This is a genomic window from Leptospira adleri (genome assembly GCF_002811985.1).
Classification (GTDB): domain Bacteria; phylum Spirochaetota; class Leptospiria; order Leptospirales; family Leptospiraceae; genus Leptospira; species Leptospira adleri.
On the sequence record NZ_NPDU01000021.1, the window covers coordinates 1 to 19,430 of the forward strand.

General features: G+C 44.3%; 24 protein-coding genes. 8 read left to right on the forward strand and 16 right to left on the reverse strand.

Going from position 1 to position 19,430, the window contains the following annotated elements; translation table 11 throughout:
* The first annotated feature begins 96 nt into the window (after window positions 1-96).
* The 8 genes from CH376_RS09705 to CH376_RS09740 all read left to right on the forward strand — a co-directional run bounded on the left by CH376_RS09705 (window position 97) and on the right by CH376_RS09740 (window position 6,461).
* On the forward strand, window positions 97-930 hold the full coding sequence (locus tag CH376_RS09705) for a MotA/TolQ/ExbB proton channel family protein (protein ID WP_100786004.1): 834 nt from the start codon (window positions 97-99) through the stop codon (window positions 928-930).
* 27 nt (window positions 931-957) lie between these two features.
* On the forward strand, window positions 958-1,377 hold the full coding sequence (locus CH376_RS09710; protein WP_100786003.1) for an ExbD/TolR family protein: 420 nt from the start codon (window positions 958-960) through the stop codon (window positions 1,375-1,377).
* 5 nt (window positions 1,378-1,382) lie between these two features.
* Window positions 1,383-1,802 (forward strand): ExbD/TolR family protein, encoded by a 420-nt coding sequence (locus tag CH376_RS09715; RefSeq protein WP_100786002.1) that lies wholly within the window; start codon window positions 1,383-1,385, stop codon window positions 1,800-1,802.
* Window positions 1,803-1,813: 11 nt separating this feature from the next.
* The gene (locus CH376_RS09720; protein WP_100786001.1) at window positions 1,814-2,392 is read left to right on the forward strand and encodes an energy transducer TonB; all 579 of its coding nucleotides are present in this window, start codon (window positions 1,814-1,816) and stop codon (window positions 2,390-2,392) included.
* A gap of 132 nt (window positions 2,393-2,524) precedes the next feature.
* Window positions 2,525-3,049, forward strand: coding sequence for a DinB family protein (locus tag CH376_RS09725; protein WP_100786000.1), 525 nt, complete (start codon window positions 2,525-2,527; stop codon window positions 3,047-3,049).
* Window positions 3,050-3,071: 22 nt separating this feature from the next.
* Window positions 3,072-4,130: a carboxylate--amine ligase gene (locus CH376_RS09730; protein ID WP_100786028.1), complete on the forward strand. Its 1,059-nt coding sequence runs from the start codon at window positions 3,072-3,074 to the stop codon at window positions 4,128-4,130.
* An 84-nt stretch (window positions 4,131-4,214) separates the two neighbouring features.
* On the forward strand, window positions 4,215-5,516 hold the full coding sequence (locus tag CH376_RS09735; protein ID WP_100785999.1) for an adenylate/guanylate cyclase domain-containing protein: 1,302 nt from the start codon (window positions 4,215-4,217) through the stop codon (window positions 5,514-5,516).
* Window positions 5,517-5,531: 15 nt separating this feature from the next.
* Window positions 5,532-6,461 carry an alpha/beta fold hydrolase gene (locus CH376_RS09740; RefSeq protein ID WP_100785998.1) on the forward strand — a complete coding sequence of 310 codons (930 nt, stop codon included), beginning with the start codon at window positions 5,532-5,534 and terminating at the stop codon, window positions 6,459-6,461.
* Between the two features lie 422 nt (window positions 6,462-6,883).
* Here the strand turns inward: CH376_RS09740 and CH376_RS09745 are convergent, their stop codons facing one another.
* The 16 genes from CH376_RS09745 to CH376_RS09825 all read right to left on the reverse strand — a co-directional run bounded on the left by CH376_RS09745 (window position 6,884) and on the right by CH376_RS09825 (window position 19,294).
* Window positions 6,884-7,612 carry a DUF4376 domain-containing protein gene (locus CH376_RS09745; RefSeq protein WP_100785997.1) on the reverse strand — a complete coding sequence of 243 codons (729 nt, stop codon included), beginning with the start codon at window positions 7,610-7,612 and terminating at the stop codon, window positions 6,884-6,886.
* On the reverse strand, window positions 7,609-8,463 hold the full coding sequence (locus CH376_RS09750; RefSeq protein ID WP_100785996.1) for a tail fiber protein: 855 nt from the start codon (window positions 8,461-8,463) through the stop codon (window positions 7,609-7,611). The genes CH376_RS09745 and CH376_RS09750 overlap by 4 nt, the downstream gene beginning before the upstream one ends.
* Window positions 8,464-8,708: 245 nt before the next feature.
* Window positions 8,709-9,683 carry a phage tail protein gene (locus tag CH376_RS09760; RefSeq protein WP_100785994.1) on the reverse strand — a complete coding sequence of 325 codons (975 nt, stop codon included), beginning with the start codon at window positions 9,681-9,683 and terminating at the stop codon, window positions 8,709-8,711.
* Complete coding sequence (locus CH376_RS09765) at window positions 9,680-10,894, reverse strand: baseplate J/gp47 family protein (protein WP_100785993.1); 1,215 nt, start codon at window positions 10,892-10,894, stop codon at window positions 9,680-9,682. Before CH376_RS09765 ends, CH376_RS09760 begins: the two co-directional genes overlap by 4 nt.
* Complete coding sequence (locus tag CH376_RS09770; protein ID WP_100785992.1) at window positions 10,894-11,238, reverse strand: contractile injection system sheath initiator; 345 nt, start codon at window positions 11,236-11,238, stop codon at window positions 10,894-10,896. The genes CH376_RS09765 and CH376_RS09770 overlap by 1 nt, the downstream gene beginning before the upstream one ends.
* The gene (locus tag CH376_RS09775; RefSeq protein ID WP_100785991.1) at window positions 11,235-11,918 is read right to left on the reverse strand and encodes a Gp138 family membrane-puncturing spike protein; all 684 of its coding nucleotides are present in this window, start codon (window positions 11,916-11,918) and stop codon (window positions 11,235-11,237) included. The genes CH376_RS09770 and CH376_RS09775 overlap by 4 nt, the downstream gene beginning before the upstream one ends.
* A complete protein-coding gene (locus CH376_RS09780) occupies window positions 11,915-12,733 on the reverse strand; it encodes a phage protein (protein WP_100785990.1) in 819 nt (272 codons plus the stop codon). Before CH376_RS09780 ends, CH376_RS09775 begins: the two co-directional genes overlap by 4 nt.
* Window positions 12,730-13,068, reverse strand: a complete 339-nt coding sequence (locus tag CH376_RS09785) for a phage baseplate plug family protein (protein WP_100785989.1) — start codon at window positions 13,066-13,068, stop codon at window positions 12,730-12,732. The genes CH376_RS09780 and CH376_RS09785 overlap by 4 nt, the downstream gene beginning before the upstream one ends.
* Before the next feature lie 16 nt (window positions 13,069-13,084).
* Entirely contained in the window at window positions 13,085-13,699 is a 615-nt protein-coding gene (locus tag CH376_RS09790) for a phage baseplate protein (RefSeq protein WP_100785988.1), read from the reverse strand.
* Window positions 13,699-15,510 (reverse strand): LIC12611 family phage tail protein, encoded by a 1,812-nt coding sequence (locus CH376_RS09795; protein ID WP_100785987.1) that lies wholly within the window; start codon window positions 15,508-15,510, stop codon window positions 13,699-13,701. The genes CH376_RS09790 and CH376_RS09795 overlap by 1 nt, the downstream gene beginning before the upstream one ends.
* A 41-nt stretch (window positions 15,511-15,551) precedes the next feature.
* On the reverse strand, window positions 15,552-15,770 hold the full coding sequence (locus CH376_RS09800; protein WP_100785986.1) for a hypothetical protein: 219 nt from the start codon (window positions 15,768-15,770) through the stop codon (window positions 15,552-15,554).
* A 43-nt stretch (window positions 15,771-15,813) separates the two neighbouring features.
* On the reverse strand, window positions 15,814-16,203 hold the full coding sequence (locus tag CH376_RS09805; RefSeq protein WP_243394738.1) for an LIC_12613 family protein: 390 nt from the start codon (window positions 16,201-16,203) through the stop codon (window positions 15,814-15,816).
* Window positions 16,200-16,610: a phage structural protein gene (locus tag CH376_RS09810; RefSeq protein ID WP_100785985.1), complete on the reverse strand. Its 411-nt coding sequence runs from the start codon at window positions 16,608-16,610 to the stop codon at window positions 16,200-16,202. The genes CH376_RS09805 and CH376_RS09810 overlap by 4 nt, the downstream gene beginning before the upstream one ends.
* Window positions 16,611-16,621: 11 nt before the next feature.
* Window positions 16,622-18,001 carry a DUF3383 family protein gene (locus CH376_RS09815; RefSeq protein WP_100785984.1) on the reverse strand — a complete coding sequence of 460 codons (1,380 nt, stop codon included), beginning with the start codon at window positions 17,999-18,001 and terminating at the stop codon, window positions 16,622-16,624.
* Complete coding sequence (locus CH376_RS09820) at window positions 17,998-18,522, reverse strand: phage neck terminator protein (RefSeq protein WP_100785983.1); 525 nt, start codon at window positions 18,520-18,522, stop codon at window positions 17,998-18,000. Before CH376_RS09820 ends, CH376_RS09815 begins: the two co-directional genes overlap by 4 nt.
* 409 nt (window positions 18,523-18,931) lie before the next feature.
* A complete protein-coding gene (locus tag CH376_RS09825) occupies window positions 18,932-19,294 on the reverse strand; it encodes a MerR family transcriptional regulator (RefSeq protein ID WP_100785982.1) in 363 nt (120 codons plus the stop codon).
* Between the last annotated feature and the right edge of the window lie 136 nt (window positions 19,295-19,430).

Sequence of the window (19,430 nt, forward strand, 5' to 3'; positions counted from 1 at the left end):
TTATCCTACTCCTAAGTTTCGGATCCGTAATCTTTTTGTAATTCTGCGGTAACAATTCTCTCTTATATTACAGTCACATTTTGATCGGAGATATCGATGAAATTTTCTTCTTTAAAAAAAGAATTCAAATGGGTGACAACCGCACTCATCCTTTCGGGACTCATTTCCCTTTCCACGACTGTAATATTTGCGCAAGATAAAACAACCGAGCCAACTAAAACCGAAACGACTCAGACCGCGCCGGCCGCGGAAGAAGCCAAAGCGGAAACTCCCGCGGCTCCCGCGCCAAAACCCGAAAAAAGCTGGGGCTTTGTCGATCTCTTTCTACTCGGTGGTTGGACCATGTATCCTCTGGCTCTTTCTTCCATCGTCGCTCTTGGAATCATCTTCGAAAGAATCTTCTTCTTATCCACGGCGAAACTTCTTCCAAAAGGTTACAACATAGACTTGGGCGAAGCGATGGATTCGAAAGGACTCGATGCGGTTCAAAGTTTCTTGGATGAAAGAAAAGATTACAAGATCACTCAGGTTTTGGCCGGAGGGATCGACGTATCATCCGGAGACGCGGAAATTTTCTCCAAAGGTGTGGAAAGAGAAGCGGCGGAAGTAATCACCGTTCTTGAAAGAGGACTCGTTATCTTAGCAGCGGTCTCCACGATCGCTCCACTGATCGGATTCTTGGGAACCGTATCCGGGATGATCAACGCTTTCGACGCGATTGCAAACGCGGACCAAGTAAACGCAAAAGTGGTTGCAGGCGGTATCAAAGAAGCATTGATCACGACCGCAGCGGGTTTGATCGTAGCCATCCCTGCGATGACGTTTCACCAATACCTTACCTCAAGAATCGACGGATTTACGTCCGAAATCGAAGAAGCGGCGAACAGAATCTACAAAGAATTCTTAAAAAGAAATTCTAAAAAAGCTTAATTCGCTTTTTCTAATAAAGGTATCGGCATGATCCAGATAAAAAAGAAACGCGTATTGGAAGAGATCTCCGCTTCTTCGATGTCGGATATCGCATTTCTTCTCTTGGTGTTTTTTATGGTTACGGCAGTATTCTTCGTAAAAGAGGGGTTAAACGTTCAACTCCCGCGAAAAAACGCCAATCCCACGACCGTCCTAAGGGAAAACGTCTACGAAATTCTCGTGACGGGCGAAACGATAAAGATGAGAAATAAAACCATCGGAACGAAGGATTATAGAAATCTAAACGACTTTCGTCAACAATTGAACCTTTTGGAAATTCCGGACATCGCGAACAAGGTTGCGCTCATTAAAACCACCGGCGACACTAAATACGGAAACATGCTGGACGCGCTTTCAGCGGTTCAGTTACGCGGATTCAAGTTGATCTCCGTAAAAAGGTTAAAGTAAAACCAATGAGTTTAAAAAAGAAAAAGAATCCACCGAGCATTCCCGTCAGTTCCATGGCGGATATCGCTTTCCTCTTACTCGTATTCTTTATGGTCACTTCGGTTTTGGATACGGATCCCGATATACCGATCGCTCTTCCGGACGTTCCCGGCGGAGAACAGTTGAATAAAAAGATCGCGAACATTTATTTGAGCGCGGATCCGGGCAGAACCGTTTTCTACAATTCGATCAAGATGCCGATCAACGAAGCGATCAACAATATCAGAGCAAAACTCACGACCACTCCGGACTTAAAAGTTCTCATACACGCCGACAAGGAACTTCCTTACGCGGAACTGGACCAAGTGTTTGAAACTCTTCAGGATGCCGGCGCACTTAAAATCTCTCTCGTGACTAAAACCACGCAGGGCGGCGGGTTGAAATAAAGGAACTGGCATTGAATACCGGGACTCAAAATAAACTTAAAAGTAAACTCAAACGTTTTGTTGAGAGATATCCATACGAATCTTGGATCGGACTTTCGTTCGTTCTACAGATATTGATTCTTTTGTTTTGGTACACTCCTTCGATCGAATTCGATCGTCTGGATAAACTCGTGGAAGAAGTCGCGTTCATCGACAATCTCTCCATCCAAGAACCGGCCGAAGGAGCTCCCGAAGACGGCGACTTCGAATTAACGGACACGCTCAAAAAGAAAGAGGATCCGAGAATTGCAGGCGCACAAGACGCGGTCATCTCCGGAGCGACCGCTCCCGTGGATTTGACTCCGAACGTGATCCCGGTATTTACGAGCGACGCGAAAGCGGCGGGAATTTCCGGAACCACAACTCTTGAAATCGTAATCGCCGATACGGGTGAAGTGCTCCGAGTGAGATCCGTCGGAAAGGCGTTAGGATTCGGCTTGGAAGAATCCGCCATCGAGGCCTTTTATAAAAAAAGATATTCACCCTCCATCTTAGAAGGTAAGGCGATCACCGTCAAAGTTTTGATACCGGTTCGTTTTAGTCTTTATTAGCATTCCAATTCAAAATCAAAGGACAGGGTTTAGACTCTGTCCCATTTCCTCTTTTTCTTTTATCTAGTTGCAATCCGGGAAAAACCGAATTTTCTTTGTAACTTCGAAAGTTTTCTTCCGAAGAATCCAGCGATGTTACACATTCAGTTTAAGAATATACGAAATACCTTTAATCAACTCGCGGATCTACTTTCCACGATCGAGGAAACCGATTATTCCCGGGAGATCACTCAAGTAAAAGGATCGAGTATCGGAAAACACGTACGTCATTGTATGGAGGTTTTGGAGAATCTGGTCGGCGGAATCGATACGTCCGGACTTTCCTATGACCGTAGAAAAAGAAATCCTCTCTATGAAACCTCTCCTCTCGCGGCCAGAGATAAAATTTTCGAATTATTAAGCGAATTAGAATCGATCGACGAGAATAAGATGATCGAACTTTCCTATCTTTTGGATCCGGAAACCGGACTGGAAGGCAAAACGATCAGCAATCTCAAACGGGAATTCTTATACGTCCAGGATCATACGATCCATCACATGGCGATCATCAAAATTTACGCGGAGTGTTTTTTAAGCGATGTTTCCCTACCGAAAGAATTTGGAGTTGCCTTTTCGACTCTTCAGTTCCAGAAAAAAACAACTCACAAAGAAACCTAATCGGAAAAAAAACTTTGGTAGAATCCCGTCATGGGAAATCTCGTTCGGAAAAATATCCAAACCCGAGTTCTGGCCGGCTTGGCTCTTTTATGCGCCGTTGGTTCCGTATATAGTCTATTTGACGGTTCGTAACGGAGGATTCGGAACGATCTGCGCGGCCAACCCCGGGATCGACTTAGGCGGCTTGGTGGGAGAATCCAAAAATGAAATTCTCAAAAACATATCCTCCGATCATATATTAAGATTTCATAAAATTTCAAGAATCGATTCGGAAACCGATCTAAAAAACATTAGAACATCTTTCGCAACTAATACATTCCAATATCCTTATATTCTAAAACCGGACGCCGGACAAAGAGGCGCGGGAGTAAGGCTCGTAAAAGAGGAGGAAGACGCGGTTCGATATATATCCGAAACAAACGTTGACTTTATCATGCAGGAATATCACCCGGGACCGATGGAAGCCGGAATTTTTTATTACCGTTTGCCGAAAGAAAAAAAGGGAAATATTTTTTCCATAACCAGGAAAACGTTTCCGATCGTCGAAGGAAACGGAATATCTTCGCTTGGAGAATTGATCTTAAACCATCCTCGATTTCGATATCAATCTAAGGTCTTTCAAGAAAGACATGAAAAACAATGGAACAGAATTCTTGCAAAGGGAGAAAAAATGAGACTCGCCGAAGCGGGGAATCATTGTCAAGGAACTCTATTTTCGGACGGAAGCGATCTGATTACCGAAGCCTTGGGTGAAAAAATCGATCAAATCTCCCGAACCTTCTCCGGTTTTTACTTTGGAAGATACGACGTTCGATACCAATCGGATGAAAAATTAAAATTAGGACAAGAATTCGGAATCGTAGAATTAAACGGAATCACTTCCGAATCCACAAACCTCTACGATCCAAAATTTTCGGTTTTGGAAATGTACTCGATTCTTTTTAGACAATGGAATCTTCTTTTTCGAATCGGTTCCGAAAACCGCAAATCGGGCGTTCCTAAAACGAGCTTGTATGAGATCGTTCGAGTTCTGCTTCGATTCTACGCGGGAAACAGAAAAGTAACCGATCGATCCGATTGAATTTATCGAAAAGAATTCGGTTTTTAAGAACTCTTTGGAAATAAATGATTTATCTCCGACGAAAGGAAATCTAGGATATCGAGAATGACCGATCAAGTTCTAAAGTTCGTATATTTCATGTTTGGAGATCCGAAGAAAAATTCTTTGGAACACAGGCTTTTTAATACCGTCGCCTTTGTAAACGGCGCGCTTAATATTTTCGGCGCCTTTTCTTCTTTTTATCTCGAGAATTTCATGGTTATCTTTCTCTTAAACCTCGTCTCGGGAGTTCTTTTGACGGGAATGTATCTGATCTCTCGGATCAAAAGCGTATATTATTCCCTGTTCTGGCCCTTCAATCTAACGATCTTAGCATATCTTTCTTCCATGTGGTTTTTTAACGGAGGATCGATCGGCGGAAATCACTACTACTTCATTCCCGCCCTCGTGATCGCGACAATTCTATTAAGGAATCATAATGTATGGCTCGTGTATCTGATCTACGCGGCCGCGACCGCATTCCTCTACGCCGCCGAATTCCACAATAGACAATGGATCAAGGCGTATCCCAACGAAACGGAAAGATATTTGGACGCGGGGGGAAATTATCTTTTTGTGCAGATTCTTACCGGACTTTTGATCTTCATTCTAACGAGAAATCTGAACATAGAAAGAAAAAAATCCGATTCTTTATTGTTGAATATTCTTCCCGAAACGGTCGCAGAGGAGTTAAAAAGAAACGATTCGGTGGCCCCGGTCCGTTACGAAAACGTAACCGTACTTTTTACGGACATGGCGGGCTTTACACAAATCGCGGAAACGATGACGCCGGAAGAATTGTTAAGCGAACTGGATCTTTTTTTCCGCAAATTCGACTCGATCATAAAAAATCACAGAATGGAAAAAATAAAAACGATCGGCGACGCTTATATGGCGGCGGGAGGACTCCCCGTAAAAAATAAAACGCATTGTATCGATGCGGTCCTTTGCGGATTGGAATTTCAAAGATTTATGAATTTAAAAAAACGGGAAAGAGAAAGTAAGAATCTTCCTTTTTGGGAACTCAGACTCGGAATTCATACGGGTTCGGTGGTGGCGGGAATAGTAGGAACTGATAAGTTTGCGTACGATATCTGGGGAGATACGGTCAACACCGCGAGCAGAATGGAAAGCTCTGGAATACCGGGAGAAGTCAACGTTTCCAGCGAGACATACGAAAACATCAAAGACTTTTTTATCTGCGAGCACAGAGGAAAGATAAAGGCTAAGAACAAAGGTGAAATCGATATGTATCTCGTAAAAGGAATCCGAGAGGGCCTTTACGAACCCGATAACCCTTCCTTACCGAATTCGACTTTCTTGAGATTCTACGGACAGATACAAAGGGGAGAATTTCCGGCAGCGTAGACGGACGATTATAAAATGTCGCTTAATCTTTTTCGAATTATCACGGCTGCGGCTTCAACCGTATGTCTTTTGTCTTTCTGCAGAATTCCGGAAGACCTCCAAAAAAAACCGGAGGAAAGCCTGCGGCAACTCGAAGAAGAAGGGGCTTCCCCGAGAGAAGTCCGGTTTTTATCGGAAGGACTCGTCGTCTACGGCGTGACAAGCGGATGCGAATCAAAGAATGAGAATATTATAATATTCATTCACGGATCTCCGGGCGGCTGGCAGAATTATGCTTGGTATCTGGGAGATAAAATTCTCACTTCTTCTTTTTGTATTCTTTCCGTGGATAGACCCGGCTTCGGAAAATCAAACAATAAAATAAGCCTCCCCGACGTGGAAAAACAATCTTCAATACTGGCTAAGACTATTTTAGAATTTCGAAAATCGATTTCAAAAGAGGAGAAAGGAAAAACCATTTTAGTAGGACATTCCTACGGAGGACCGATCGCCGCGAGAATTGCATCCTTCCCGAAATCAAGGATCGACGGACTTCTACTCTTGGCGGCTCCTCTGAGCGGTGAAGCGGAGGAAGTTCAGTGGTACAATCGAATCGCAGATTGGAATTGGCTCAAAGCGCTCCTTCCAACGGAACTCAATCACAGCAACTCCGAAATGCTTCCTCTCAAAGAACAGCTCTTCGCATTGGAACCATATTGGAAGAATATTCGCTGCAAAACAGTTCTCATCCACGGAAAAAAAGATTCCCTTGTTCCCTATCAAAACTTGGAATACTTTCAAACTCAACTTTCAAATACCGTTTTGAAAACGATCCCCTTAGAAGATGAAAATCATTTCATCCCTTGGACTCAAAAAGAACTAATTCAAAAAACGATTCTGGAATTCATAAGAACCTGTCCCAAAACTGGGACAGGTTCTTGCAGCCCGATCTTTCCGACAAAATAAAATAAGGTTTTGCGACGCGCTGTAAATTGATTTTCTAAAACGAAAAATTCAAATCTCTCTTGATCTCTCGAAAGAAAATGTTGCGCAGAAAGATTTCTTCATTAAATTCTGATCCGGAGCGTATGTATTCGAAAATTTCTTTGAAACAGATCGTTGCTACGTTTTTGAGGCATTCTTGTTGATCTGGATAAAGTATGAGATCCTACGTTAGACTCTGAGGAAAGTCCTTTGAAATTTGAGGTTAAACTTCGTCCGAGAAGGTGATTTCAGAATTTATTTCTCATCTTCAGGCAATGCTCGCCGGAAATAGAAACGAGTTTTACATTCGGAATATACGATAAAATATTCAGTTTTTAGAATACATTAAATACATAATTCTTCGAGAAAAATGCGCGCGTCAAAAGACGCACGCATTAAAATACTCAATCCAATTCCCAACCGGAATGGATATCGATCTCACAGAAATCTTGCACAGTAACAATCTTGTTTACCCTTGCCTTTAGCTGACTCGCAAATTCCAACAACTTCGCTTTGTGAAACGCTCCGTCCTTTGCGACTTGTCTAACCTGAAAAGGAGTATGAATTTTCCATTCTTTTTGACTCTCACCGTTCCTACACTTCAAAGGAACGTCGACCTCCGGAAAAACGGCTCCGTTTAAATTCATTTGATCGTCCCGATCAAATGAATAGTGATGTGAAGATCCCAAGGCCATCGACAAAAAACCGTATATGATCTTTTCAGAACAAAGAGCGTTGATGTCGTGAATCATATCTTTTTTCTTTGAGACGATATCCAACTTCCAACCGGAGGCGGTGTGGATTTGATGGGGAATTATATTTTCGTTTTCATCTCGAAGAGGATTATCCTCCGTTTCAGCTTCCGAATCCAGTTTGTCATTCCAGTCCTGGAGCATTCTTTCTCGCGCCGTTTTTTTATCATAAACGGACTTTGGCTGAAAAGCCACCGCAACATCATCACCATCGAGCGCCGCCTCAAATTTATCCTGAATTCCCGGATTGTAATGAATTGCATAGACGACCTTGTGCTGCGTCTCATCAAACGAATGCCAAGCATTTTTACCGTTTAATTTCCGAGGATCCGAATTGATCCAGAGCACTTTGTTACTTTCCTTTTCTATAATATAATTCATGCTACCCTCACTTTGTATTTTACTGCTACGTAAGCAGGCGTGGTTTCGTTTCCGGTTCGCGGAGTGCCGTTATTATAAGCGATCGCATAATCTGTCGTGGACCGATGATCTGCACCAGTGAAACCACCTCCCCCCGTTGGACCGGCAGTATAGTTATAAGGAAATCCATTTAAGACTTGGTGGCCGTGCTCTTGGAACTGATCTTGTCCTTCAAACCCGATGCCTCCTCCATCATAGTTCCCGCCGGCCGCCTTGGCTCTTGTTCCATGCAGTCCGGCTCCTCTTGCAAAAAGACCTCGCCTATCCGGAACATTGAACGTAGTAGCTCCGTCCCCGAAACCATATTCAGTATTTAGAATCATCTCGCCCGTTTGAGAGGAAGTAAGATCCAATACGCTACCCGTCGGTGTGGATGAAATTTGGAAATCGTTTGTAGTCGGATTTCTCACGTAGTATTTTGTGAGAGCAGTAACTCCTCCTCCCGTGAATGCAAATTTGACGATTTGTCCTTCGATCAACCCGTGAGAAGCAACGCTGATTCGATCACTAGCGGGAACGATACCGGTTACGTTCTTTCGAACCAAGTTCCAAAGCGCCGAGTATGTGGTCCGCGAAATCGCCTGAGCATTTGCCTCCTTAAACAAAACCGATGAGGCTTGGTCCAAATTATCTTCTATGATTCCGCCTAACGGAACCTGTGCACCGGAAAGATTCAAATCCGTTTGATCAATTCGATCCTTCAAATATTGATCATTCGAATATTGACGATCGATTTCATCATTAATAAGGTCGCCGTCCGCCGGCGTGCTCTTTGACCAAGTCCTTGTTTTTGTAGCGTTGAATACTGCCATTGTTACTCCTTTACGTTCATATAATATTGATTGAATGTATTTTAAATTGATTGAATTTTACAAACTCCTTTGATCTTTTTTGTCATACTTGCGCTCCTTGAATCAATCCTGCCTCAGCCAAACCGTTTTCTTTCCGACCCTTTTGACTTGCGGAAGGAAAACGGATCTCTGCAAGTTAGGGAATCGAGACTTCATTTCGATCTAGATTCCTGTTTTTCGAACCTCATCTTTCTCACAAAAATTGATCATTGAAAATCCTCTTGAACTACGAAGTTATAAAGAATCAGATTGTCCTTCGCCTTTGAAGGAAAGGTTTTGAGAAAGAGTAAACTTCCGTTTTCGTCAAAGAGTCCGAGCTCGTTGATGGAGGCGCCAATAGCTTCGGATTGTTTCAGAGTCGTCTCGAAGATTCTTGTACCATCGGGTTGAGTCCTTATTTCCACGGCCTTTCTAAGAACTTCGTTTTGCAATCCAGTGTCCTCCGCTTGTGGAACTCTCGGTTCGCCCTCGTTCACTCCTCCGACCCCGAACGCAACCTCATAAGGTTGGATTCTTATATTAGAATCCGATAATAGAGTCGAGGCGTCCAACGCCCACCCCCCGTCCAAAAAAGGGGTTCGAAGCGCGGCTCCATACAGGCGCCCGGATTGAGTCGATGTTTCGAAACGATAACTAATGACGGCCTTAACGCCGCCCGCTCGAATCTGAGCGATCGCCTTATTGAACTCAGGCGCAACCACGACGGAATCGACCGATCCGGAAAAGATCACTCGAATCGTGGCGGGCCTCTTTGTATTCCCGGAAAGGGGAAATTCTCCGTTGAGCGTCAACGAGCCGTCGAGATATTGAGGAACACCTCCGTAACAAAGTTCTTGAATTTCATACAAAGTCCCCGTTCCGGCGAGAATCTGAGATCCGATTTCATTCATAGAATGAATATCTCCTTTCGACTTTCTTTTTTGTCTCGCGATCGAAAGGAAAATCTTATAACGAAAATCATCCATTGCTTCTCGTGGTTGTTTTAAGTTTTTTCCGATCAGATCCAGGACGCTTCCGGTTTGTGTGCGAAAGTCCGTCAAACCGCGCAACGACTCAAAAACTAAATTGACTTCGTTTAACAATTCTAGATCCGCATTCCATCTTTTTCCGATCTTAGAATTCGGATCGCGTGTAAAAAGCGAGGAAGGGTATTTTTGTAAAACCTCGATAACCGATGTCATATAAAATTCACCTGAACGTTTGCGGTGACGAGTTTCGCCCTTTGACGACTGTTCATCGAGAGTTCGTCTAACGTAGCCGGAGCCGACAAACCAACTTTGACCGACATTGACTTGATTCCCTGAACCTTTGACGATTCGTATTCGCTCAGACCGCTTTGAGCGGCGATCAGTTTCCAAGCAAACACGTCAGCCCCGGTTCCGTCCCCCTTATAAGTCGTAGAAATCGCGTTAACCGTATCCACTCCTCCGATGACTTTGATACAATTCGTTTTTACTATGGATTCAGATCCCGGGATCCAAAGCGCAGAATCCTGAACGATATCGATTCTCACATATACGGTCACGTTAGTCGGCCTATTAAAAAAATAGGTTCTCGCAACTCCTTTGCTATCGATTACCGTCGTATTTGTGGATCCGTATGATTCGATTCCTCCGGGCCAATTTTTTAAAAAGACGTCTCCGATTTCCTCCGAACTTCCCCCTTCGATAACCGCTTCCATAGAATGCGGAGGTCGCCCGTCTATATCCGCAAAATCTGTATTGTTCTCATAGACGACGGCGCTCAGTACTGAGTCTATCTGATTCAGAACGCCTTGAACGTTAGCCGCTGACGAACCTCCGTTGACTCCGAGTCCCATGAAGCGGTTCAAATATTCCACGTCGGTTTCAATCGATCGTCCTCCTCTCGCGGGCTCGAGATTGGCGACGGAATCAACGCCTGCAATCGCGGTGTTGATCGTATTTACGGTGTTAGCCGCTACGTTACCGTTGAGACCGTATTCTATGCTCAACGCTTGTGCGTTTAGAATTACGAACCCGCCCGAAATCGAGCCGGATTCAATCGTAATAAACTGATAACCGCTGCCAGTCTGACAAATCGTACCAGTTTCTACAAACGAACCTTCCAAACCCGAAAATTTTAATGCGACAATAGAACGTTTCGCCGGTTGGCGTTCGGCTCCGAGCGGATTCAAAACTCGATCCAAAGAAACCCCTCTTGCCGTGTGAGCGAAGTTGGAATAAAATACGGACTCGGCCAATTGATGAATCAAGTCCAGTTCATCGGCAAGAATTCTCATCCTAATCCCGTCCTCGCTCAAAATGGATAAGTCGATATCCTGACCTAAATTTGTTCTGTATTTCTCTTCCAATTCCGAGAGAATCTGATCTCTCGTTTTTCGAATAAAGCCCTGTTCCGTAACTCCAGCCATTATATTTCCCCCACAACGGTTCCGAATTTAGTATTTGCAGAATATTGAATATACAACCTACGACTTGAATCGTTCGTCTCTTTCACTTCTATCCTTTCGACGGAAATCGTTTCAGGATCCTTTAGAATGACTTTCCTGATTTCTATCATCGCTCTATCTTTTGAAACTTTGGTGGAAAAGATCGTAAACCAATCCAAACCGGTGAGCGGTTCGTAAGCGGATTCCCCGAGAGACAATCGGATCGCGTGCTTGATTCTTTGAGCATAGTATTCCAAACCCGCCAAAACGAAACTTTGACCGTTCGTTCTTACTATATCTCCGTCTTCTATCTTAAAACCTTTCATCCTATTTTCACCTTATTTGAAAGAATCTGGTCCACTTCCGCTTTTCTTAGATTAAGTTGCGATACGACCGAGGGAGCCAAGCCGGCTGGCGAACTCGGAATCGTATTCGTAGTAAACGAAGCGGCGTTATTAATAAAAACGTCCAAGATCAGCTTTATCAACTGTGCAAGCGTATCACCTAACACCGCCGATTCGGTAAGATCGATCAAACCTCCCTGAATCTTAATCGTATCGTTATCGAACTGGATAAAGGATTTCCCTTCCTTATCGCCTATCAACAAGCCCGAGCGATTCGAAGTAAGCGCCGGCGCCTCTGCGTCGCTTTTATAGCCGCAAACGATACATGCGCTTTGAAGATCAAACAAGGATTCCGAGACCACGGAACTCACTCCTCTGATCGCGTCAGACGTATCGTGCGTGGAAAAAGAAATCCAAACGTTGTCTCCGCGTTTATAATCGGGCTTCACATAAAAATCACCCGCCCACAACGTTCCTACTCTAATATTTGAAAGAATAGGGAACGTCTTTTCATCACCGGATCCGTCCTTTTGTTTAAAAGGAATTCTTACGTTAGCCGTCATCTCATTCGGATTAAAAGAATCTATGATTCCCGGTAAACCGACCTGGACCCTGGAGAGGGACTTTTTCATCGCTGCGATAATGACTTCGTCGAGATTCATAAGGGAAGTACCTCCAATTCCGAATAGTTTTCGGACTGAAACGTGGAGAATTTATGTTTTCCGCTTACGATTCTACAATCTCCGTTCAAATTTCCTCCGTGGATTGAGATTACCATGTTCTGTTTAAATTTATGTCTAAACAGACTTGTAACCTTCCAATTTTTTTGTCCTTCTTCGGGAAGACCGATCAAGCCGGATGTGCTATCCAGAAAAATGGAACTCCGTTTTTGCTTTGGCTGAAAAGAATCTATGTGCAAAAGGCCGTCTTGAAACCAGTACTGTGATTTGGTAAGATCGCATATTTTTTTGACGGACTCGCCTAACGAAGTGTTTGCGCTTAGGCTTATCATCTTATTCTCGCCAAGAACGATTTTACCGGGTTTAATGTTACCTCTTTCCAAAACGTCCAGTATTACGCTCATTGCGGGAAGTTTACTATACGTTTTCATAATATAGGAACGAGACCAAGTCCCCGCGTTAGCGCTGATCTGAAATTCTAAAATCCGATTTGTTCCATCCTGTTTGAACTTAGGACGAATTACGTTCCCGGACGCGACCAAACCGTTCTCATCCTTATAACCGGCGTTCAAGAAAACGCTCGGATATTGAAAACCGGCTCCTTGCGCTTTTGCCCCGACCAACGTCATCGTATCTTCGTTCACATTGTAAAGAGTGACCGTGGTTAGGTTCAAAGGACCCAAATCGGATTCGAATTCCATATCGAACGGAGGGAAGGTAAACTCCTTTGCAGTTCCTCCTTTGGGAAAAATTTCAAGAGACGCCACTCTGCCGAAAAGTTTTGGATTTCCGTTCATTCTTCACCTTCTATGTAGAGTTGAACGTTTGATCCGAGGGTCTGCGGGTTTACCGGGATCTCGACAAATTCATCACGATATAAATCGTCGATATCAAGCGGTCTCAGCACAATAGACACTGGGAACTCGTCGACGACGAGATGATTGAGGGAGACACCATAGACTAGACAAGAAGAGAACAGTTCGTTTCCGTTCTGGTCTCTAACGAGCACCGTCACGAAATCTCCGACCTGATTGTACGCAAATTCGAATTCGAATTCCTTAGATCCGATCTGATATGTATTTCGAATCGGAATGGAATCCGAATCAATGGGTAAATATTTAAATATTGGCATATTCTAATAACCTATTTTACTTTTGTTTGGCGGGGTTTGCATTTCCCGATTTATTGACTTCACGGGTCGTTTTTTTACCGCCGGATTTCATGGAGTTCAACTCCCTCGTTTTTGCTTCTGCGACCAGAATGGGAACTATCGAAATATTAACCGGAACGTCGTTTCCGTTCTCCTTGGATTCGGAGAATGTAATGTCTCCGAGAAGCAGGTTTGGAATCTCATCCACCGATCTTCCCAAATATCTTTGATCCGGATCGTTCGGTTTTACATAACGAAAGAAAGACGGAAGCATCGATAAAATTCGATTGATAATGCCCCCGGTTCCGTAACCCAGCAAAGTCAAGACCGTTCCGTCTGTTTGCCAGCGAATCAAAGTGTTTAACTTTTCGTCCACGGTCATTATAGAAAGACTCGAAACGGAAGAAGAGGAAGACAAAAGAGCGCCTAACGTAATCCCTCTTTGACCCGGAATAACATAATCCGTAATGGATGCTTTCCCCTTTTCCCTTTCTATCGGATGTCCCGTAACCTCAGCCGGATAGGAATATTGAATATCGAATGATACGTTCATTTCAACTTCCGTATCGCCGTCGGTAAGCGCGATCGTGTCTCGGCTTGTGAGTATTCCCATTATGCAGCTCCTTCCGGTGAAAGTCCGGATTGAAGACCGATTTTCAAAGCGATCTTCTCGAGTTCTTTTTCCAAATAAGCTCCAAACATTTGTGCGTCTTTTTGAGTGGAGCCGGACCCTAACGTCACGTTGGCAATGTTAACCGAGATTCCCTTTCCGTTGCCCGACTTGGATCCGCCTAAGATCCCCAGATCTTTCACCGCGACCAAATTGTCATCGGGATGAAATTGAATCACCTTTCCGTGTTTGGTGATGATCGCGTCTTGGACTTGCGTCGGCGGCTCTTTTACTTCGGGAGCGATTCCTAAAAATTTAAGAACTCCGGCAGGGACGATGTCGCTTATCATTTTACGGATCTTAGATCCTAAATCGCTGAAAAACTGAATAATTTTATCTTTAAAGGATCTAACCGTGTCCAATAACGTGTTAAACTTCTGTATCAACGGATCGATAAACTGAAGAAAGTCTCCGATAACCGATTTTCCGCCCTTCATCCATTTGAAAAGATCGCGTATTACAAAAGTGATTCCGCCGATCACCAACGCGACCGCGATGCCGATCGCGATAAACGGAAGCCAAGGTGCAATTGCGGCCCAACCGGCGGCGGCCATTCCGATCAAAGCTGGAATCAAAGACGCGAACGTAAAACCGGAAGTGATCAACATCTGAACTCCGGCCGCGATCAACGCCGCGACGATTCCGGCCAAAATACTACCCAGGACGATACCGGCGACTTCCAATCGGCCGACGGCCTCTTCACCTATCGTAAAATATTCAAAAAGATCCACGAATAAACGCAAGACCGGATTTAGCGCATCCAAAATCAAGGATCCGAGTTTTTCCTTTAAGATCTCGATCGTCCCGTTGAATCTATCAACGAGGGCCGAAGTAGTCCTTACGTGTTCTCCATAAGAATTTTGTAATTTACTATTCTCACTCAAAGCGGAGGAGAGGAGCTTTTCTCTTGCGAGTCTTTTATCGGCGGCGGAAATTCCCGATTGATTGATCCGCTCGAATTCCTGGGTATAATCTGAAAACAAAACGCCGTTCTTTTTTAAGAATTCTCCGTTACCTTCGTTGATCGCAGTGTACGCATCCTGCATGGAGGAAGAAAGATCGTTCCCGGCAAGTCGCGAAGACTTTTGCAGACCGGAAAGATTTTTGGAAATGAAATCAACGGATAAACCCGCTTTGACAGCCTGATTAGCGGCTTCAGTAAGTTCCCTTTGATTCGACAACCCCTTGGAACCTCGAACCGCGTTTTCGATCGAGGATTGAAGTTTCGGATATTCAGTTCCGGAAAGAGTTTTGAGAACTTCATTCTGTTTTTCTAATGCGATTCCTGCTTCCAGAGAAGGTCCTATCACGGTTCTAAAGGCGGAGGAGGCGATCGAGGAAAGAATTCTAAAAGAGGCGGAAGCCGCCGCCGCGATTTTAGAAGAAGCGCTCAACTGAAAGTTTAATTTTGCGACGTCTTTTTCGGTGAATCCTGCGGCCTTGGCGACGTTAAAAAATTCCTTCTCGAGTTGAGGATTTCCTTTTGCACTCGCGTACAACTTTCTAAGGGAACCTTCCGTCGTTCCCAATCTCTCGGAGAGAAGAGCGAGACCGGACATTCCTCGAACGGAATCCGCCATCGAAGCTCCCAGCGATTCCCAGGCTCGTATTCCTGACTCTGAAACGAGATTGGCCGAATCCGAAAATTCTTTTAGCTTAGAACGCAAATCATCCAATTCCTTTCGAATACCCGAAAATGGATCGTCCGGATCCACTCCGATTTTAATCGTTACGTTAAGTTCTCTTGCAGCCATATTAATTTTTTTTCCTCGACCTTGCCCTATTCTTCCCACTTTCAAAAATTAGAACCTTGAATCATTTTAGCTAAGAATTTCAATTCTTCCGCTTTCTCTTCGGCTTCCCTTCTCTTCCTTCGATCGACTACTTCCATCATCTTCATGTAGAGTACGGTGGACGCACTTTCGAGTTCTCTACTCGTAAAGTGCGCCACACCGAGAATGAAGGGTTTCCAAAAGAAGAGTTCACGATCCACTTCTTCGTCTATCCACTTCATCCATTCTTCCGTAGCCGGCGCTTCGCCGAATTCAGGGAATCGGTTATTCCAACTCCCACTTAAGAAATCGATTCGCTAGATGCAGCCACACCTCCACATGGTTAGGCTCAATCGTGTCTAACGTAGGTTCGAACCCATGACCGACTCCTTTCACACAAAACTTAAAGAACTTGTCCAAGAGTTTATCTTGATTGAGTCCTTCGGTTAACGAAATCGATTCCTGTCTCCATCGAAGCGCCTTCCTGTTTCCGGGGTGCTGAAGTTTATATCTTCTTCCGTCGATAAAATGAATCTGAGCAACCTTCGCGTCGTCGTCCACGGTCTCCAAGATTGGCTCGCCGGGCCTTGCCGAAGAATCGGATTCAAGTGCCGCGAGGTTACCAAGGGTATATTCCTTTTTTTTGGATTCAAGTTGAGTTGTTTCGTCGATCATGCCGTTAAAACTCCTTTGTAATCCGGAAGAAGAAAAACCCAGGCGCGATCTTTATATTCCTTACCTCTTTCGATGTTCGGTCTTTCCCAAACTCGTCCCTGAGCGGAGAAACCGAGCATCCCGCCGTCGCTCTTGTCCTTGACGGTGAACACGCAAGGAAGTCTCCCCTCTCCCAACGCATAAAAGAATTCATTCTCAGGAGAATCACCCAGAAGAGTAATCGTAAGTTTTACTCTTCCGTCGTAAACTTCGGAGATATTCCAATCTCCTTTGATTCCGACTTGAGAGAGAATGTATTCTTTAGTGACCGGCTCGATTTTGAAAAACCCGTCGGCTTGACTCATTCCGGATACGTCTCGTCCGTTGCAGTTAACGTTTAATTTTTTTGGATCCCAAATGCCATTCATTCCATTGCTCCTTAGGTTAATTCGCCGTCGATATCCACTTCGTTGATCGCCCCTCTCAAACGGCATGAGAAGGTGATGTTCGGAAGGATCCGATTGTTTCGATCGTTCGTTGGGATTTCATCGATCGTTTCCGGCAGATTGATTTTATATTGGTAGTCTCCGAGATCGGATCTCGCTTTATCGCTTTCTGTCTCCACGGGCGCGATGATCCCTTGAACTCCCGCTTGCACGAACACCTCGCGCATTCTGGATTCGATCATTTGTATTCCTTGGATCGTATAAGGAACTACGTCCGAGTTGAGAAAAAGACTTGTGATGTTCTCTCTCAAACGAGCCTTCAACCACGCTCGATTCTCCACAACGTCGGCGTAAACTTGGCCAGTGGAAATTCCCGGATAAGGAACTTGTTTTCCTCCGAAGTCGACGATCAAGTTGCCGTTATCCGCAAAGACGGAACTGACTTGAGAATTCGTATAACCGGAATTCTCGACGCCGTCTAACGGAAGATAGGCGTAGTTGTAAGAGCCGACTCTTCGAGGCGACGAATTTCCGACCCAGGCCGCTTCCGGAAAAGAGTTCGGATTCTTATGAAGCATATAAAATTCCCAGATGGAATTTCTTCCGGTCAAAGCGGTAAGATCGTCCGTGCAGGCAAAAAACATCTTCTCAATGGACGCGAGATGATCGCCTAATGCGTGTAACTCGGTCTTATCATGAGTGGTGGCCGTAGTTTTAAACCAAGCGTCCTTGCCGCCGCTTCTGAGATCCGAGATTTCCACCGCGGCGGTGGCCCAGGAAGTCAAAAGAAAAACCGCGATCGTCTTCGGTCTGGGCGTTTGTCTGAAAACATTAACCGCCTGAAGATATTCCTTATCGGTGGACGTAAAGCCGAGTTCCAAAAGATCGCTAGCGGAAGTAATTTCCATATAACGTTCGTAACTCAGAGGGGCTTGAACGAAGGCGGAAACGATTCCGGAACCTAAATCTGAAACCTCGGAAATTTCCACGATCTTACTTGCTCCTCCGATGTTTGCAACCGCTTCCGCAGCCAACTTGACCTGATGAGCGGTGGAAGTGGCAAGGCCGGAAGCGTCGGTGGCAACGTTAACCGTAATCACATAAGGATCGTTAGACGTTCCGGTTCCGCTGCGAACCGTGCTTAGCGCGGTGCTGTTTCCCGAAACGACGTATTTGACTTGAATAAAAACAACTCCTTGAGTTGCTGATTTCCAAATGAGTCCCGAAGAATTGTTCGAGACTTGCAGAAAATAGGTCGGAGCCTTGATTCCGAGAATCAAAGGCAATCCGAACCCCGTTTGAGAGACCGGTGTATTTCTAAGAAATAGATTGATACTGATCGGTTCTATTTTAGAGATTGTTTGTGCGCTCATGCTTCCTCCTGAAATTCAACCGCTGGTGCGCTTGCGGTTGATTCGCCTTGTTTTTCACTGTACTTCCTCGATTTGAATAAGAGATCAAAACCGGCCTTGTATTGGTAAACGCCCTCTCCCGTTAAAACGGTTCTGTCCTGAACGCTTACCGAAACTACGTCCGGCGTGACTCCGAACTTTTCGCATTCGATCAATCCTTCCAGAGAATCGAACCAATCCATCGCGCTCTCACAAAGGTTCCAGCAATCGGCGATGGAGCTATCGTGTAAAAAAGAAACGCTGATCGTAGTTCTTTGGATTTTACGACTGATCTCTTTAAAACTTTCAGAATCTACTCTTTGGATCCATTTTGAGGAATTCTTGGAAGAATCCTGAGTCAACTCGAGGATCTTATAGGTGCCGTACGGGTAAACGGGAGAAGTTACGATTTGGTCCGCTAAAATCATATCGATCGGAGGATCCGGTTTGAGAATCTCCAATATCATCTTGTTCATTACGGATTCTATATCTTCAAATTTCATAAAATACGAATACTTCCTTGCAATGCCGGGATATCCCAACCGGGGCCTTCCCATTCACTGCAGCGAGTCTACAACGGATGAAACTGAAAATCTACGTCGCTCATGAACACAATAGAACGCAATTTCCTATCGGTCCCATTTGCGATATGCGAAACCGCAACTCAAAACAAAGTTTTTATCAAATCGATTGAAACAAAAAAGAGGAAAGAAAGAAATCAAAGAAGGGAATCGACGAAAAAATCGAACTAAAAAATTGACGGATAAAAAAAAGAAGAATCCTACGTTCTATTCTAAAATCGAATCGATCGAATAAAATGAAATTTTTCTCCGATGATTTATACGAATGAATAAAAAAGCGGAACAGAAACGGTTTACCGTTTTGACTGGTATGCCGCTTAAAACGAAAGAATCAAAAGTCTTCTTCCGTTTCCACAAAATGTTTTCTAAAAAATTCCTCCACGCCGATTCTGGAATACAAGATTCTTCCGTCCCTAAGTCTCCAAAACTTACCGAGCAAACCTTCTCTTCTATAATCGCCGACTCTGCGAACGGTCCTTTTTAAAAGGGCGGCGACTTCTTTCGGAGTCATCGTATCGTTCGGATTTTTAGGGATCACCGGATCTGCGGATAAACCTTTGTAAGTCCTTTCGGATTTTCTGTCTTGATTCAAAGAGGTATTATAAAGGGACCCTTCCCGAGAATATCCGTTCACAGCTTTGGATTTGATTTCTTGGGAAACATTTCGTTCTTCGTCGTTTCGTTTCTGAAGCATGAACCTAACGAAAGAACGAATTCATTTTTGTCAAGTCCGAATGTATATTCAAAGAATTGCACATACTCTTTCGACAATGAATCTTCTATGCAAATAGGGACCAAAAAAAGAAACCGCGGGAAACTTTTTTGTCCGG